General features: G+C 71.1%; 12 protein-coding genes. All 12 read right to left on the bottom strand.

Translation table 11 applies throughout. The annotated features are described in order from the left end of the window. Positions 1-135: 135 nt before the first annotated feature. Positions 136-2,274, bottom strand: a complete 2,139-nt coding sequence (locus tag ACZ45T_RS07880) for a primosomal protein N' (protein WP_468438532.1) — start codon at positions 2,272-2,274, stop codon at positions 136-138. Between the two features lie 63 nt (positions 2,275-2,337). Further along, entirely contained in the window at positions 2,338-3,546 is a 1,209-nt protein-coding gene (gene metK / locus ACZ45T_RS07875) for a methionine adenosyltransferase (protein ID WP_079404387.1), read from the bottom strand. 197 nt (positions 3,547-3,743) lie between these two features. Next, complete coding sequence (gene coaBC / locus ACZ45T_RS07870; RefSeq protein WP_468438742.1) at positions 3,744-4,973, bottom strand: bifunctional phosphopantothenoylcysteine decarboxylase/phosphopantothenate--cysteine ligase CoaBC; 1,230 nt, start codon at positions 4,971-4,973, stop codon at positions 3,744-3,746. 95 nt (positions 4,974-5,068) lie between these two features. Further along, on the bottom strand, positions 5,069-5,341 hold the full coding sequence (rpoZ, locus tag ACZ45T_RS07865; protein WP_004948662.1) for a DNA-directed RNA polymerase subunit omega: 273 nt from the start codon (positions 5,339-5,341) through the stop codon (positions 5,069-5,071). A 72-nt stretch (positions 5,342-5,413) separates the two neighbouring features. Next, positions 5,414-5,977, bottom strand: a complete 564-nt coding sequence (gene gmk, locus ACZ45T_RS07860; protein WP_468438531.1) for a guanylate kinase — start codon at positions 5,975-5,977, stop codon at positions 5,414-5,416. A 61-nt stretch (positions 5,978-6,038) separates the two neighbouring features. After that, positions 6,039-6,362 carry an integration host factor gene (locus ACZ45T_RS07855; RefSeq protein ID WP_030008746.1) on the bottom strand — a complete coding sequence of 108 codons (324 nt, stop codon included), beginning with the start codon at positions 6,360-6,362 and terminating at the stop codon, positions 6,039-6,041. 303 nt (positions 6,363-6,665) lie between these two features. Beyond that, positions 6,666-7,499 carry an orotidine-5'-phosphate decarboxylase gene (gene pyrF, locus ACZ45T_RS07850; RefSeq protein WP_468438740.1) on the bottom strand — a complete coding sequence of 278 codons (834 nt, stop codon included), beginning with the start codon at positions 7,497-7,499 and terminating at the stop codon, positions 6,666-6,668. Positions 7,500-7,501: 2 nt separating this feature from the next. Further along, positions 7,502-8,611, bottom strand: a complete 1,110-nt coding sequence (locus ACZ45T_RS07845) for a quinone-dependent dihydroorotate dehydrogenase (RefSeq protein WP_468438738.1) — start codon at positions 8,609-8,611, stop codon at positions 7,502-7,504. A gap of 91 nt (positions 8,612-8,702) precedes the next feature. Further along, complete coding sequence (gene carB / locus ACZ45T_RS07840) at positions 8,703-12,011, bottom strand: carbamoyl-phosphate synthase large subunit (RefSeq protein WP_468438529.1); 3,309 nt, start codon at positions 12,009-12,011, stop codon at positions 8,703-8,705. Next, positions 12,004-13,146, bottom strand: a complete 1,143-nt coding sequence (gene carA / locus ACZ45T_RS07835) for a glutamine-hydrolyzing carbamoyl-phosphate synthase small subunit (protein WP_468438527.1) — start codon at positions 13,144-13,146, stop codon at positions 12,004-12,006. Before carA ends, carB begins: the two co-directional genes overlap by 8 nt. Then, on the bottom strand, positions 13,143-13,724 hold the full coding sequence (locus tag ACZ45T_RS07830) for a PH-like domain-containing protein (RefSeq protein ID WP_468438525.1): 582 nt from the start codon (positions 13,722-13,724) through the stop codon (positions 13,143-13,145). The genes carA and ACZ45T_RS07830 overlap by 4 nt, the downstream gene beginning before the upstream one ends. Next, on the bottom strand, positions 13,721-15,007 hold the full coding sequence (locus ACZ45T_RS07825; RefSeq protein ID WP_468438523.1) for a dihydroorotase: 1,287 nt from the start codon (positions 15,005-15,007) through the stop codon (positions 13,721-13,723). Before ACZ45T_RS07825 ends, ACZ45T_RS07830 begins: the two co-directional genes overlap by 4 nt. Position 15,008: the final 1 nt, after the last annotated feature.

Below are 15,008 nucleotides of genomic sequence, written 5' to 3'. Positions count from 1 at the left end.
CACAGCAACCCCACCCCCAGGAGAAACCATGGGCCAAACCTGCGGTGGTGCAGCCCCCCCCCCCCCCCCCCCCCCCCCCGCCGGCGTTCGAGGCGCGGGGGTCCGGGGGCGGAGCCCCCAGCGGCACCCGTCCCGTCAGCCGATGTCCGGCGGATCGATCCGCACCCGCACCGCCTCCGCCGCCGGAACACCCCGCGCCATGCGGGCCGCCTGCGCCGACTTCAGGGCAGCCGCCAGCGCCGCACCGCTCCCCGGCGGAACCCGGACCAACGCCCGCTCCCCCGGCGACGGTTCCCCGCGCCGCCCCGGCAACGGCACCGGCCCCAGGATCTCCGCATCCGGCGGGAGCCCGGCCCCGGCCAGGAAGGCCTCCACGGCCTCCCCCCGCCCGGCGACGGCCGCCATCCGGGACACCGGCGGGAAGCCGAGCTGGGCCCGCTCCGCGAGTTCCCGTACGGCATGGCCCACCGGGTCCCAGCGCACGAGCGCCTGGACCGGGCGCAGCGTCGGCTCGGCGACGACCACGACCTGCCCGGTGCCCCGTACCAGCGAGGCCGCGGCCATCCACCGCCGCAGCGCGTCCTCCCCCGCCCGCAGGTCGGGCCGGGTCAGCATCGCCCAGCCGTCGAGCAGCAGCGCGGCCGCGTACCCGTCGCCCGCCGCCACCGGCTCGGCCCCCGGGGTGCACACCACCAGCGCCGGCCGGTCCGGCACCTCGTCCAGGATGTGGTCGCGCCCCGAGGTCCGGACGGGCACGGCGGGGAAGGCCCGCCCCAGCTCCTCGGCCGTGCGCCGGGCGCCCACCACCTGGGCCCGCAGCCGGAACGACCCGCACTCCTCGCAGTGCCAGGACGGCTCGCCCCGCCCGCACCAGCCGCAGTGCAGATCCCGCTCGTCGGGTGCCTCCAGCGGCCCGGCGCAGACCGTGCAGCGGGCGGGCGTCCGGCACCGCTCGCACGCCAGCCGGGGCACGTAGCCCCGCCGCGGCACCTGCACCAGTACGGGCCCGGTCTTCAGTCCTTCCCGTACGGTCTCCCACGCCAGGCTCGGCAGTCGCGCGGCCCGGGCCGCCTCGTCGCGGGCCAGCAGTTCGTCGCCCACGGTCCGGATCCGGGGGGCGCACTCCCGTACGGTCTCGCGGCTCGCGACCAGGGGCCGGGCCCAGCCCGACTCGACGAGCTGGGCGGCCTCGACGGTGCAGCTGGTGCTCCCGGCGAGGAAGCCGCAGCCCTCGCTGACCGCGCGCAGCTCCAGTACCTCCCGGACGTGCGGGAAGGGCGCGTGGTCGTCGCTGTGGCTGGAGTCGCCGTCGTCCCAGATGGCGACGAGCCCGAGGTCCCGCACGGGGGCGAACATCGCGGCGCGGGTGCCGACGACGGCCCGGACCGAGCCCCGGCTGACGGCGAGCCACTGGCGGTAGCGCTTCTCCGGGCCGGACTCGGCGGTCAGCAGCGCGTGCCGCCCCTCGCCGAGCAGGGCGGTCAGGGCCGTGTCCACCCGGGCGGCGGTCCGCCCGTCGGGGACCACGGCGAGGGCCCCGCGACCGGAGGCCAGGGTGGCGGCCATGGCCCGGGCGAGTTCGTCGGCCCAGCCGGGGCCCGGCAGGGCGGTCCACACGGCGCGCGGGGTCCCGCCGGTGGCTAGCGCCCGCAGGAAGCCGGGCCCCGCGCCGTACCGCTCCCAGCCGCCGGGCTCGGGGACGGCGGGCGGCGGCAGCGGCTGCGGCGAGGGCTTGGCCTCGGCGCGGGCGCTGCGCGCGGGCAGGGCGAGCTGGAGCACGTCGGCGAGGCTGCCGGCGTACCGGTCGGCGACGGCCCGGGCGAGGGCCAGCATGCCGGGGCCGAGCACCACCTCGGGCGAGACCACGTGGGCGAGCGCGGCGAGGGCTCCGTTGTAGTCGGACTCGGCGCGGCGCTCCACGATGAAGCCGTCGATGAGGCCGCCGCCCTCGCGGCGGCCGCCGTGCACCTGGTGGGAGCCGGCCCCGAAGCGGACCCGGACGCGGACGCCCGGCTGCGCGGCCTCGGAGAGCTCCTCGGGGACGGCGTAGTCCCAGAGCTGGTCGAGGTGGAGCACGCCCTTGTTGACGAGGATCCGGGCGACCGGCAGCTCCGCGGCCAGGGCGGCCCCCCGCCAGGTACGCGGCTTCGCCTTGGGCGCCTTGGCCTTCGCCTCGGCGACCATCTCCCGGATCAGTGCGAGCTGCTCCGGCGGGGAATCATTCGCGCTGCTCACACCTGCATTCTTACCAAACCCCACTGACAGCCACGGCATGGATACGGCCCCGGACCAGGAGGTCCGGGGCCGTTCGTCGCGAGCGGTGGTGCTTACCGGTGCTTACAGACCGGCGGCCGCGCGCAGCGCGTCCACGCGGTCGGTGCGCTCCCAGGTGAAGTCCGGCAGCTCACGGCCGAAGTGGCCGTAGGCGGCGGTCTGGGCGTAGATCGGGCGCAGCAGGTCCAGGTCGCGGATGATCGCGGCCGGGCGCAGGTCGAAGACCTCGCCGATCGCGTCCTCGATCTTCTGGACCTCGACCTTGGCTGTGCCGAAGGTCTCGACGAAGAGACCGACGGGCTCGGCCTTGCCGATCGCGTAGGCGACCTGGACCTCGCAGCGCGAGGCGAGACCGGCGGCAACCACGTTCTTGGCGACCCAGCGCATCGCGTACGCGGCGGAGCGGTCGACCTTCGACGGGTCCTTGCCGGAGAAGGCGCCGCCACCGTGGCGGGCCATGCCGCCGTAGGTGTCGATGATGATCTTGCGGCCGGTCAGGCCGGCGTCGCCCATCGGGCCGCCGATCTCGAAGCGGCCGGTCGGGTTCACCAGGAGGCGGTAGCCCTCGGTGTCGAGCTTGATGCCGTCCTCGACGAGCTGGGCCAGGACGTGCTCGACGACGAACTCGCGGATGTCGGGAGCGAGCAGCGAGTCCAGGTCGATGTCCGAGGCGTGCTGCGAGGAGACCACGACGGTGTCCAGGCGCACGGCCTTGTCACCGTCGTACTCGATGGTGACCTGGGTCTTGCCGTCGGGGCGCAGGTACGGGATGGTCCCGTTCTTGCGGACCTCGGACAGCCGGCGGGAGAGCCGGTGCGCGATGTGGATGGGGAGCGGCATGAGCTCGGGGGTCTCGTCGCAGGCGTAGCCGAACATCAGGCCCTGGTCGCCGGCGCCCTGCTTGTCGAGCTCGTCCTCGTCGCCCTCGACCCGCTTCTCGTAGGCGGTGTCGACACCCTGCGCGATGTCCGGGGACTGGGCACCGATGGACACCGACACGCCACAGGAGGCGCCGTCGAAGCCCTTCTTCGAGGAGTCGTAACCGATTTCGAGGATCTTCTCGCGCACGAGCTGCGCGATCGGCGCGTAGGCCTTCGTCGTCACCTCGCCCGCGATGTGCACCAGGCCCGTGGTGATGAGGGTCTCCACGGCCACGCGCGAGGTCGGGTCCTCGGAGAGGAGGGCGTCGAGGATCGTGTCGCTGATCTGGTCAGCGATCTTGTCGGGGTGGCCCTCGGTCACGGACTCCGAGGTAAACAGACGACGGGACACAACGCTCCCTGGGGGTTGCAGCGGCTGCTGGCTGATCATTTGGCGGAACCACACCGGGGGCTGCGCCCGATCACGTTCCGAATGCAGTTTATCGGTCGCCACCGTTTGCCGGACCACCGTCTCGCCTTATGGGAGCCGTGTGACCTGCGGCACTCACATTCTTACGCACGGATCTGACCAGGAGAAGGGGAATCGGGTCAGGCGCGTCGCGGCGGCAGCAGGGCTGCCACCTGGTCCCAGATCACTTCTGCCAGCGCTTCCTTCGGTCCATAGGGCACCTGAAGGTCCGACCCGCTGGAGGAGAGGATGACAGCCTCGTTCTCCTCCGAACCAAAGGTCTTGGTCTCGCCGACCTCGTTCACGACGAGAAGATCACATCCCTTGCGCCGGAGCTTGGCCCGCCCGTGGGCGAGGACGTCGTCGGTCTCGGCGGCGAATCCCACCACCACCTGCCCCTCCCGGGCCCGGTCGGCCGAGATCTCCGCGAGGACGTCCGGGTTGCGCACGAGCGCGACCGGCGCGGGGTCCTGCCCGTCCTTCTTCTTGATCTTCCCGCCCGCGTACTCGGCGGGCCGGAAGTCGGCCACGGCCGCGGCCATCACCACTGCGTCGGCGTCCGCCGCCGCCTTGAGCACGGCCTCCCGCAGCTGCACGGCCGTCCCCACACGTACGAGGTCCACCCCGGCCGGGTCGGCCAGCGCCGTGTTGGCCGCGACCAGGGTGACCCGGGCCCCGCGGGCGACCGCGGTGCGGGCCAGTGCGTAGCCCTGCTTGCCGGAGGAGCGGTTGCCGAGGAAGCGCACCGGGTCCAGCGGTTCCCGCGTCCCGCCCGCGCTGATCACCACGTGCCGGCCGACTAGGTCCGGCTCGGCCACCCCGCGCCCCAGACTGTGCCTTCTCAAGACGTGCTTGCACACCTCGAAGATCTCGTCGGGGTCGGGCAGCCGCCCCTTGCCGGTGTCCTTGCCGGTGAGCCGGCCGACGGCGGGCTCGATGACGAGGGCGCCGCGCCGGCGCAGCGTGGCCACGTTCTCCTGGGTGGCGGGGTGCTCCCACATCTCCGTGTGCATGGCGGGGGCGAAGACCACCGGACAGCGGGCGGTGAGCAGGGTGTTCGTGAGCAGGTCGTCGGCGAGCCCGTGGGCGGCCTTGGCCAGCATGTCGGCGGTGGCCGGGGCGACGACCACGAGGTCGGCGGCCTGCCCGATGCGCACGTGGGGCACCTCGTGGACCGTCTCCCACACCTCGGTGGAGGCCGGATTCCCGGAGAGGGCGGCCCAGGTGGCCTCTCCGACGAAGTTCAGGGACGCCGCCGTGGGCACCACCCGTACGTCGTGGCCGGACTCGGTCAGCCGGCGGAGCAGCTCGCACGCCTTGTAGGCGGCGATCCCGCCGCTGACTCCCAGGACGACCTTCGGCTTATCCACCACGCACTCCCCTTCGACGACCTCGTACCTACCCATGACACACCACAGGCCCGGCAGATGTTCTGCCGGGCCTGCGGTGAAAGGATTCTCGTGCCTTACTGCGCCGGGGCCTCGATGGCCTCGGAGGTCAGCAGACCCGCGTTGATCTCGCGCAGCGCGATCGAAAGCGGCTTCTCGTGGACGTGGGTGTCCACCAGCGGACCGACGTACTCCAGCAGGCCCTCACCGAGCTGCGAGTAGTACGCGTTGATCTGACGCGCGCGCTTGGCCGCGTAGATCACGAGGCTGTACTTCGAGTCCGTGGCCTCGAGCAGCTCGTCGATCGGCGGGTTGATGATGCCCTCGGGCGCGGTGATGGAAGAGGACACGCTCTACCTTCCGAAGAATGGGGAAAGACCGAAACGATCAAGATCGGTCGATCATGAAAAATCGACCAACAATCAGCCAACTTCCATCAAGGCTAGCAGCTCACGCGCTACGTCCTCGACGGAGGTGTTCACCAGGGTGGTGTCGAATTCGGACTCGGCAGCGAGTTCGATCTTGGCGGTGGCCAGTCGGCGCTCGATGACCTCGGGCGATTCGGTGCCGCGCCCGGTCAGGCGGCGGACCAGCTCGTCCCAGCTCGGCGGGGCCAGGAAGACCAGCTGAGCCTCGGGCATGGACTCGCGGACGAGTCGTGCTCCCTGGAGGTCGATCTCCAGCAGTACCGGCTCGCCGTTGTCCAGGCGTTCCAGCACTGCGCCGCGCGGTGTGCCGTAGCGGTTGCCCGCGAACTCGGCCCACTCCAGCAGCTCGCCATTGGCGATCAGCTTGTCGAACTCGTCGTCATTGACGAAGAAGTAGTGGACTCCGTGTCGCTCACCGGGCCGCGGCTTGCGGGTGGTGGCCGACACCGAGAGCCATACCTCGGGGTGAACCTTGCGCATATGCGCGACGACCGTGCTCTTGCCGACCCCTGAAGGGCCGGAGAGCACGGTCAGCCGCGGACGAACCTCTGCTGCCATAGAGCGATTATCCAGGTTCTCAGGACTGCCTGAGAACGCCGGGAGAACTTCAGTCGACGCCTCAGGCGCCGGTGCTGCCGAACTCGCGCTCCAGAGAGGCGATCTGGTTGGAACCGAGACCTCGGACACGCCGGGACTCGGAGATGCCGAGACGCTCCATGATCTGCTTGGCGCGCACCTTGCCCACGCCAGGCAGAGACTCCAGCAGGGCGGAGACCTTCATCTTGCCGATGACGTCGTTCTCCTGGCCCGTCTTGATGACCTCTTGGAGCGAGGCGCCGGAGTGCTTGAGTCGATTCTTCACCTCGGCCCGCTCCCGGCGAGCCGCGGCGGCCTTTTCGAGCGCGGCTGCGCGCTGTTCAGGGGTAAGGGGCGGAAGAGCCACGCCTACGTCACCTCGGATGTCGAACTGTCGGATACGGACCGGTGGGGAACCCAAAGGCACCACACCAGGCGAGCTCCCGAACAGCGGTGGATCTCGTTCGCTGCTCGTTCACTCTGCTCGGAGACTAGCGGCCAACACCGCTCCAGTCAGCGAGAACGGACGAAAAGTCCTGGTCAGCCTCCACTGAACCGTACATCACGGACAAACTACCCCGGTTTTGTCCGATGAAGGACGTTCGATTTTCGTCAAGAGGTGCGAGACGCCACGCCGCGCGGGCCCGAGAGAGGTCCCGCGGGCGGTCGGCTAAGCGGAAACGGCCTCGCTGATCTCCTCGGCGAACCGCCGCGCCGAGTCGCGCAGGGCCGTGACGTCCGGGCCGTGCTTCAGGACGCCCCGCGACACGTTCGGGACGACGTTGCGCACGGCCTTGCCGAACACGGCCGGCAGGTCCGCCGCCGTCGCGCCCTGCGCGCCGATGCCGGGAGCCAGCAGCGGCCCGTTGATGTCCAGGTCGAAGGAGGACAGGTCGCCCAGGGTGGCGCCGACCACCGCGCCGAAGGACCCCATGGGGACGGCGTCCGCGTTCTCGGCCGCCAGGTGCGCCAGCATGGTCGCCCCGATCGTCCGGCCGTCCTCGCGGACCGCCCGCTGGACCTCCGCGCCCTCCGGGTTCGAGGTCAGGGCGAGGACGAAGAGGCCCGCGCCCGACTCCCGGGCCAGGTCCACCGCCGGCTTCAGCGAGCCGTAGCCCAGGTACGGGGACACCGTCAGCGCGTCCGAGAACAGCGGCGAGGCCGGGTCCAGGAAGGCCGAGGCGTACGCGGCCATCGTCGAGCCGATGTCGCCCCGCTTGGCGTCCATGACGACCAGGGTGCCGGCCGCCCGGGCGTCCGCGACGGTCCGCTCCAGGACGGCCACGCCCTTCGAGCCGAACCGCTCGAAGAAGGCCGCCTGCGGCTTGAAGACCGCCACCGACTCGGCGAGCGCCTCCACGACCGTGCGGGAGAAGCGCTCCAGGCCCGCGATGTCGTCCTGGAGGCCCCACTGCGCCAGCAGGGCGGCGTGCGGGTCGATGCCCACGCACAGCGGGCCACGGGAGTCCATCGCCGCGCGGAGGCGGGTGCCGAACGGGGTCACAGTCACTGTGCGGCCTTTCGGGTCTCGGCGCCCACCGCATCGGCGAGCGTCGCGTGCGGGCTGGCGGCCAGGCGCGCGGCCAGGCCCTTGTGGATGGCGCGGGCGTAGCAGGGGCCCTCGTAGATGAAGGCGCTGTAGCCCTGGATCAGCGTGGCGCCGGCCAGGATCCGCTGCCAGGCGTCCTCGGCGTTCTCGATGCCGCCGACCCCGACCAGGACGAGCCGGTCGCCCACGCGGGCGTACAGGCGGCGCAGGACCTCCAGCGAGCGCTCCTTGACCGGGGCGCCGGACAGGCCGCCGGTCTCCTTGACCAGCTCGGGCGAGGACTTCAGGCCCAGGCCCTCGCGGGCGATCGTGGTGTTCGTCGCGATGATGCCGTCCAGGCCCAGCTCCAGGGCCAGGTCCGCGACGGCGTCGACGTCCTCGTCGGCCAGGTCGGGTGCGATCTTGACCAGCAGCGGGACCCGGCGGTCGGTGACCACGCGGTCCGCGGCCTCCCGTACGGCCGAGAGCAGCGGGCGCAGGGACTCGGTCGCCTGGAGGTTGCGCAGGCCCGGGGTGTTCGGGGAGGAGACGTTCACCACGAGGTAGTCGGCGTGTCGGGCGAGGCGCTCGGTGGAGGCGACGTAGTCCCCCACCGCCTCCTCCTCGGGGACGACCTTCGTCTTGCCGATGTTGACGCCGACGACGGTCTTGAAGACGGGAATACGGTGCGCCAGGCGCTCGGCGACGGCCGCGGAGCCCTCGTTGTTGAAGCCCATCCGGTTGATCAGCGCGCGGTCCGGCACGAGCCGGAAGAGCCGCTTCTTGGGGTTGCCGGGCTGCGGCTCGGCCGTGACCGTGCCGATCTCGATGTGGTCGAAGCCGAGCATCGACATGCCGTCGATGGCGACGGCGTTCTTGTCGAAGCCCGCCGCGAGGCCGAAGGGGCCGTGCATGCGCAGGCCGAGGGCCTCGGTGCGCAGCTCCTTGTGGCGGGGGGCGAGGTAGGCCGCGACGAAGGTGCGCAGCACGGGGGTGCGGGCCGCGAGGCGGATCCAGCAGAAGGCCGTGTAGTGGGCCTTCTCCGGGTCCATCCGCTTGAAGACCAGGTTGAAGAAGAGTTCGTACATCGTCGAGAAGGATCCCTCTGCGCTCATGGAAAGGGGGACACCCGTCGTGAAACCGGTGTCCCCCCTCCCGTGTCCGGGCTGTACGGGCTGCTTAGTCGCGGGCCGCGGTCAGGTGCTCCGCGTGCTCCTGGAGGGAGCGGACGCCCACGTCGCCGTGGTTGAGCGCGTCGATGCCCTGGACGGCCGCGGCGAGTGCCTGGACCGTGGTCAGGCACGGGACGCCGCGCGCCACGGCCGCCGTGCGGATCTCGTAGCCGTCGAGGCGGCCGCCGGTGCCGTACGGGGTGTTGACGATCAGGTCGACCTGGCCGTCGTGGATCAGCTGGACGATGGTCTTCTCGCCGTTCGGGCCCTCGCCCTCGCTGAGCTTGCGCACCACGGTGGCGTTGATGCCGTTGCGGCGCAGCACCTCGGCGGTGCCGGAGGTGGCCATGAGCTCGAAGCCGTGGGCGACGAGTTCGCGTGCCGGGAAGATCATCGTGCGCTTGTCGCGGTTGGCGACGGAGATGAAGGCGCGGCCCTTGGTGGGCAGCGGGCCGTAGGCCCCGGCCTGCGACTTGGCGTAGGCCGTGCCGAAGACCGAGTCGATGCCCATGACCTCGCCGGTGGAGCGCATCTCCGGGCCGAGCACGGTGTCGACGCCGCGGCCGTGGATGTCGCGGAAGCGCGACCACGGCATGACGGCCTCCTTGACGGAGATCGGCGCGTCGATCGGCAGGGTGCCGCCGTCGCCGGTCTTCGGCAGCAGGCCCTCGGCGCGCAGCTCGGCGATGGTGGTGCCGAGCGAGATGCGGGCGGCGGCCTTCGCGAGCGGGACGGCGGTCGCCTTCGAGGTGAAGGGGACGGTCCGGGAGGCGCGCGGGTTGGCCTCCAGGACGTAGAGGATGTCACCCGCCATGGCGAACTGGATGTTGATCAGACCGCGGACGCCCACGCCCTTGGCGATGGCCTCGGTGGAGGCGCGCAGGCGCTTGATGTCGTAGCCGCCGAGGGTGATCGGGGGCAGGGCGCAGGCCGAGTCGCCGGAGTGGATGCCGGCTTCCTCGATGTGCTCCATGACGCCGCCGAGGTAGAGCTCGGTGCCGTCGTAGAGGGCGTCGACGTCGATCTCGATCGCGTCGTCGAGGAAGCGGTCGACCAGCACGGGGCGGGTCGGGGAGATCTCGGTGGACTCGGCGATGTAGGACTCCAGCCGGGTCTCGTCGTAGACGATCTCCATGCCGCGGCCGCCGAGCACGTAGGACGGGCGGACGAGGACCGGGTAGCCGATCTCGTCGGCGATGGCCTTCGCACCCGTGAAGGTGGTGGCGGTGCCGTGCTTGGGGGCCGGCAGGCCGGCCTCGGCGAGGACCTGGCCGAAGGCGCCGCGGTCCTCGGCGGCGTGGATGGCCTCGGGCGAGGTGCCGACCACGGGCACGCCGTTGTCCTTGAGCGCCTGGGCGAGACCGAGGGGGGTCTGGCCGCCGAGCTGGACGATGACACCGGCGATGGGGCCGGCCAGCGACTCGGCGTGGACGATCTCCAGCACGTCCTCGAGCGTCAGCGGCTCGAAGTACAGGCGGTCGGAGGTGTCGTAGTCGGTGGAGACGGTCTCCGGGTTGCAGTTGACCATCACGGTCTCGTAGCCGGCGTCGCTGAGCGCGAAGGAGGCGTGGACGCAGGAGTAGTCGAACTCGATGCCCTGGCCGATGCGGTTCGGGCCGGAGCCCAGGATGATGACCGCGGGCTTCTCGCGCGGGGCGACCTCGGTCTCCTCGTCGTACGAGGAGTAGAAGTACGGGGTCTTCGCGGCGAACTCGGCGGCGCAGGTGTCGACCGTCTTGTAGACCGGGCGGACACCGAGGGCGTGGCGGACCTCGCGGACGACGTCCTCGCGCAGGCCGCGGATCTCGGCGATCTGGGCGTCGGAGAAGCCGTGGCGCTTGGCCTCGGCGAGCAGGTCGGGGTGGAGCTTCTCGGCGGCGGTCAGCTCGTCCGCGATCTCCTTGATGAGGAAGAGCTGGTCGACGAACCAGGGGTCGATCTTCGTGGACTCGAAGACCTCTTCCTGGGTGGCGCCGGCGCGGATGGCCTGCATGACGGTGTTGATGCGGCCGTCGGTGGGGCGCACCGCGATGCGCAGCAGCTCGTCCTTGTCACCGGGCTCGCCGACGAAGGTGAACTGCGAGCCCTTCTTCTCCAGGGAGCGCAGGGCCTTCTGGAGCGCCTCGGTGAAGTTGCGGCCGATGGCCATGGCCTCGCCCACCGACTTCATGGTGGTGGTGAGGGTGGCGTCGGCGAGCGGGAACTTCTCGAATGCGAAGCGCGGGGCCTTGACGACGACGTAGTCGAGGGTCGGCTCGAAGGAGGCCGGGGTCTTCTCGGTGATGTCGTTGGGGACCTCGTCGAGCGTGTAGCCGATGGCCAGCTTGGCGGCGATCTTGGCGATCGGGAAGCCGGTGGCCTTCGACGCGAGCGCCGAGGAGCGCGAGACGCGGGGGTTCATCTCGATGACGATGACGCGGCCGTCGACCGGGTCGATCGCGAACTGGATGTTGCAGCCGCCGGTGTCGACGCCGACCTCGCGGATGATCGCGATGCCGATGTCGCGCAGCCGCTGGTACTCGCGGTCGGTGAGCGTCATCGCCGGGGCGACGGTGATCGAGTCACCGGTGTGGACGCCCATCGGGTCGAAGTTCTCGATGGAGCAGACGACGACGACGTTGTCCTTGGTGTCGCGCATCAGCTCCAGCTCGTACTCCTTCCAGCCGAGGATGGACTCCTCCAGGAGCACCTCGGTGGTCGGGGAGAGCGTGAGGCCCTGGCCGGCGATGCGGCGCAGCTCCTCCTCGTCGTGGGCGAAGCCGGAGCCGGCGCCGCCCATGGTGAAGGAGGGGCGGACGACGACGGGGTAGCCGCCGAGGGTCTCGACGCCCGCGATCACGTCGTCCATCGAGTGGCAGATGACCGAGCGGGCGGACTCGCCGTAGCCGATCTTCGCCTTGACGGCTTCGACGACGCCCTTGAAGAGCTCGCGGTCCTCGCCCTTGTTGATGGCCTCGACGTTGGCGCCGATGAGCTCGACGCCGTACTTCTCCAGCACACCCTGCTCGTGCATGGAGATCGCGGTGTTGAGCGCGGTCTGGCCGCCGAGGGTCGGGAGCAGCGCGTCGGGGCGCTCCTTCGCGATGATCTTCTCGACGAACTCGGGGGTGATCGGCTCGACGTACGTGGCGTCGGCGATCTCCGGGTCGGTCATGATCGTCGCGGGGTTGGAGTTGACCAGGATGACCCGCAGGCCCTCGGCCTTGAGGATGCGGCAGGCCTGGGTCCCGGAGTAGTCGAACTCGGCGGCCTGTCCGATGACGATCGGGCCGGAGCCGATGACCAGGACGGACTGGATATCGGTGCGCTTAGGCACGCTCGGCCTCCATCAGGGATACGAAGCGGTCGAAGAGGTACGCGGCGTCGTGCGGGCCGGCAGCCGCCTCGGGGTGGTACTGGACGCTGAAGGCCGGCTGGTCGAGCAGCTGGAGGCCTTCGACGACCTGGTCGTTCAGGCATACGTGCGAGACCTCGGCGCGGCCGTAGGCGGTCTCGGAGACCTTGTCGAGGGGCGCGTCGACGGCGAAGCCGTGGTTGTGCGCGGTGATCTCGACCTTGCCGGTGGTGCGGTCCTGGACCGGCTGGTTGATGCCGCGGTGGCCGTACTTCAGCTTGTAGGTGCCGAAGCCGAGCGCGCGGCCCAGGATCTGGTTGCCGAAGCAGATGCCGAAGAGCGGGGTCTTGCGCTCCAGCACGCCCTGCATGACGGCGACGGGGCCGTCGGCGGTGGCCGGGTCGCCCGGGCCGTTGGAGAAGAACACGCCGTCCGGGTTGACCGCGTACACGTCCTCGACGGTGGCGGTGGCGGGCAGCACGTGCACCTCGATGCCGCGCTCGGCCATCCGGTGCGGGGTCATGCCCTTGATGCCGAGGTCGACGGCGGCGACGGTGAAGCGCTTCTCGCCGATCGCGGGGACGACGTACGCCTCCTTGGTGGCGACCTCGGCGGAGAGGTTCGCGCCCTTCATCTGCGGCTGCGCCTGGACCTTCGCCAGCAGGGCCGCGTCATCGGCGATCGCCGCGCCCGAGAAGATGCCGACGCGCATGGCGCCGCGCTCGCGCAGGTGGCGGGTCAGGGCGCGGGTGTCGATGCCGGAGATCCCGACGACGCCCTGCTTGACGAGCTCCTCGTCCAGCGAGCGGCGGGAGCGCCAGTTGGAGGGGACGCGGGCGGGGTCGCGTACGACGTACCCGGCCACCCAGATGCGGGAGGACTCGGGGTCCTCGTCGTTGACGCCGGTGTTGCCCACGTGCGGGGCGGTCATCACGACGACCTGCCGGTGGTACGACGGGTCGGTGAGGGTCTCCTGGTATCCGGTCATGCCGGTGGAGAACACGGCCTCGCCGAAGGTCTCCCCCACAGCGCCGTAGGCGCGGCCGCGGAAGATCCGACCGTCCTCCAGGACGAGTACGGCGGGAGCTTTGGCTGCTCCCCTGGTGGAGGTCGTCATCGTTCGGCGCCTTCCGTCGTGATGGATGAGTGCATGAGGTTGATGGCTTCGACCCAGGCGGCGTGTTCGGCCGCGCGGTCGGAGCGGAATCCGGAGTCGATCAGCTTGTCGCCGTGCGCCCATGTGACGACGAGCAGACCGCCCTCGGTGAGTACCTTGCCCGCGATTCCCTTGTCGAGGCGGGCGCCGCGCAGCTGCGCGGCCGGTACGAAGAAGTCGGTGGCCCCCGGACGGACCACGTCGAGGCCCGTGTCGGTGAGCGTGAGCTCGACCCGGCTGCGTACGCCCAGACCGTGGGCGACGATCCGGTCGAGCCACTGTCCGGCGGTGGTGGACCCGTGGTAGCGGCCGGTCAAGGCCAGCCGGTGCGCGGGGAGGCCGTCGGGGGCGGCGGGGAGCTCCGGCAGATCGTTCTGCAGAGCGCCGCGCCACTTCCAGCCCTGCCGCATCAGCCAGTACACGAACGCGATGAAGACGACCAGGCCGATCACCCACGCGATGCGGGCGCCGAAGCTGGTCACCTCCGCCGACTGTCGTTCGGCGGCCGAGGCGGCCAGTTGGATTACTGCAGGTGTCACGCCAGTTTCCCGTCCACGACCGTTGCCCGGCCCCGCAGGAAGGTGTGAGTGACGCGACCCGGCAGCTCACGGCCCTCGTAAGGCGTGTTGCGGCTGCGGGAGGCGAAGTGTGCGGGGTCCACGACACCACGGTACGAGGTGTCGACCAGGGTCAGGTTCGCGGGTTCACCTGCCGAGACGGCACGGCCGTGGTTCTCCAGGCCGCCGATGCGCGCCGGGGCGAAGGACATCCGCTCGGCGACGCCCGCCCAGTCGAGCAGTCCGGTCTCCACCATCGTCTGCTGGACGACGGAGAGCGCGGTCTCCAGGCCGACCATGCCCATGGCGGCGGCGGCCCACTCGCAGTCCTTGTCCTCGTGCGGGTGCGGGGCGTGGTCGGTGGCGACGATGTCGATCGTGCCGTCGGCGAGCGCCTCGCGCAGGGCGAGCACGTCGCGCTCGGTGCGCAGCGGCGGGTTGACCTTGTAGACCGCGTTGTACGAGCGCACGAGCTCCTCGGTGAGGAGGAGGTGGTGCGGGGTGACCTCGGCGGTGACGTCGATGCCGCGGGACTTGGCCCAGCGGACGATCTCGACGGAGCCGGCGGTGGAGAGGTGGCAGATGTGGACGCGGGAGCCGACGTGCTCGGCGAGGAGGACGTCGCGGGCGATGATCGACTCCTCGGCGACGGCGGGCCAGCCGCCCAGGCCCAGCTCGGCGGAGACGATGCCCTCGTTCATCTGGGCGCCCTCGGTGAGGCGGGGCTCCTGGGCGTGCTGGGCGACGACGCCGCCGAAGGCCTTCACGTACTCCAGGGCGCGGCGCATGATCACGGCGTCGTCGACGCACTTGCCGTCGTCGGAGAAGACGGTGACGCGGGCCGCGGAGTCGTGCATGGCGCCCAGCTCCGCGAGCTGCTTGCCCTCCAGGCCGACGGTGACGGCGCCGATGGGCTGCACGTCGCAGTAGCCGGACTCCTTGCCCAGGCGCCAGACCTGCTCGACCACGCCGGCGGTGTCGGCGACGGGGAAGGTGTTCGCCATGGCGAAGACGGCGGTGTAGCCGCCGGAGGCGGCGGCGCGGGTGCCGGTGAGGACGGTCTCGGAGTCCTCGCGGCCGGGCTCGCGCAGGTGGGTGTGCAGGTCGACGAGGCCGGGCAGGAGGATCTGGCCCTCGGCCTCGATGACGGTCGCGCCCTCGGCGGACAGGCCGGTGCCGACCTCCGCGATGGTCTCGCCGTCGATCAGGACGTCCTGCGCCTCGCCGCCGAGTACCTTCGCGCCACGGATAAGGATCTTGCTCATG

The organism is Streptomyces sp. NPDC030995 (assembly GCF_055571215.1).
This window is presented reverse-complemented; position numbering and strand designations above follow the sequence as displayed.

Coding starts and splice junctions, on each gene's coding strand:
- carA (WP_468438527.1), bottom strand. CDS start 13,146: ATGACGACCTCCACCAGGGGAGCAGCCAAAGCTCCCGCCGTACTCGTC.
- ACZ45T_RS07825 (WP_468438523.1), bottom strand. CDS start 15,007: ATGAGCAAGATCCTTATCCGTGGCGCGAAGGTACTCGGCGGCGAGGCG.
- ACZ45T_RS07845 (WP_468438738.1), bottom strand. CDS start 8,611: ATGTACGAACTCTTCTTCAACCTGGTCTTCAAGCGGATGGACCCGGAG.
- gmk (WP_468438531.1), bottom strand. CDS start 5,977: ATGGCAGCAGAGGTTCGTCCGCGGCTGACCGTGCTCTCCGGCCCTTCA.
- ACZ45T_RS07880 (WP_468438532.1), bottom strand. CDS start 2,274: ATGCCGTGGCTGTCAGTGGGGTTTGGTAAGAATGCAGGTGTGAGCAGC.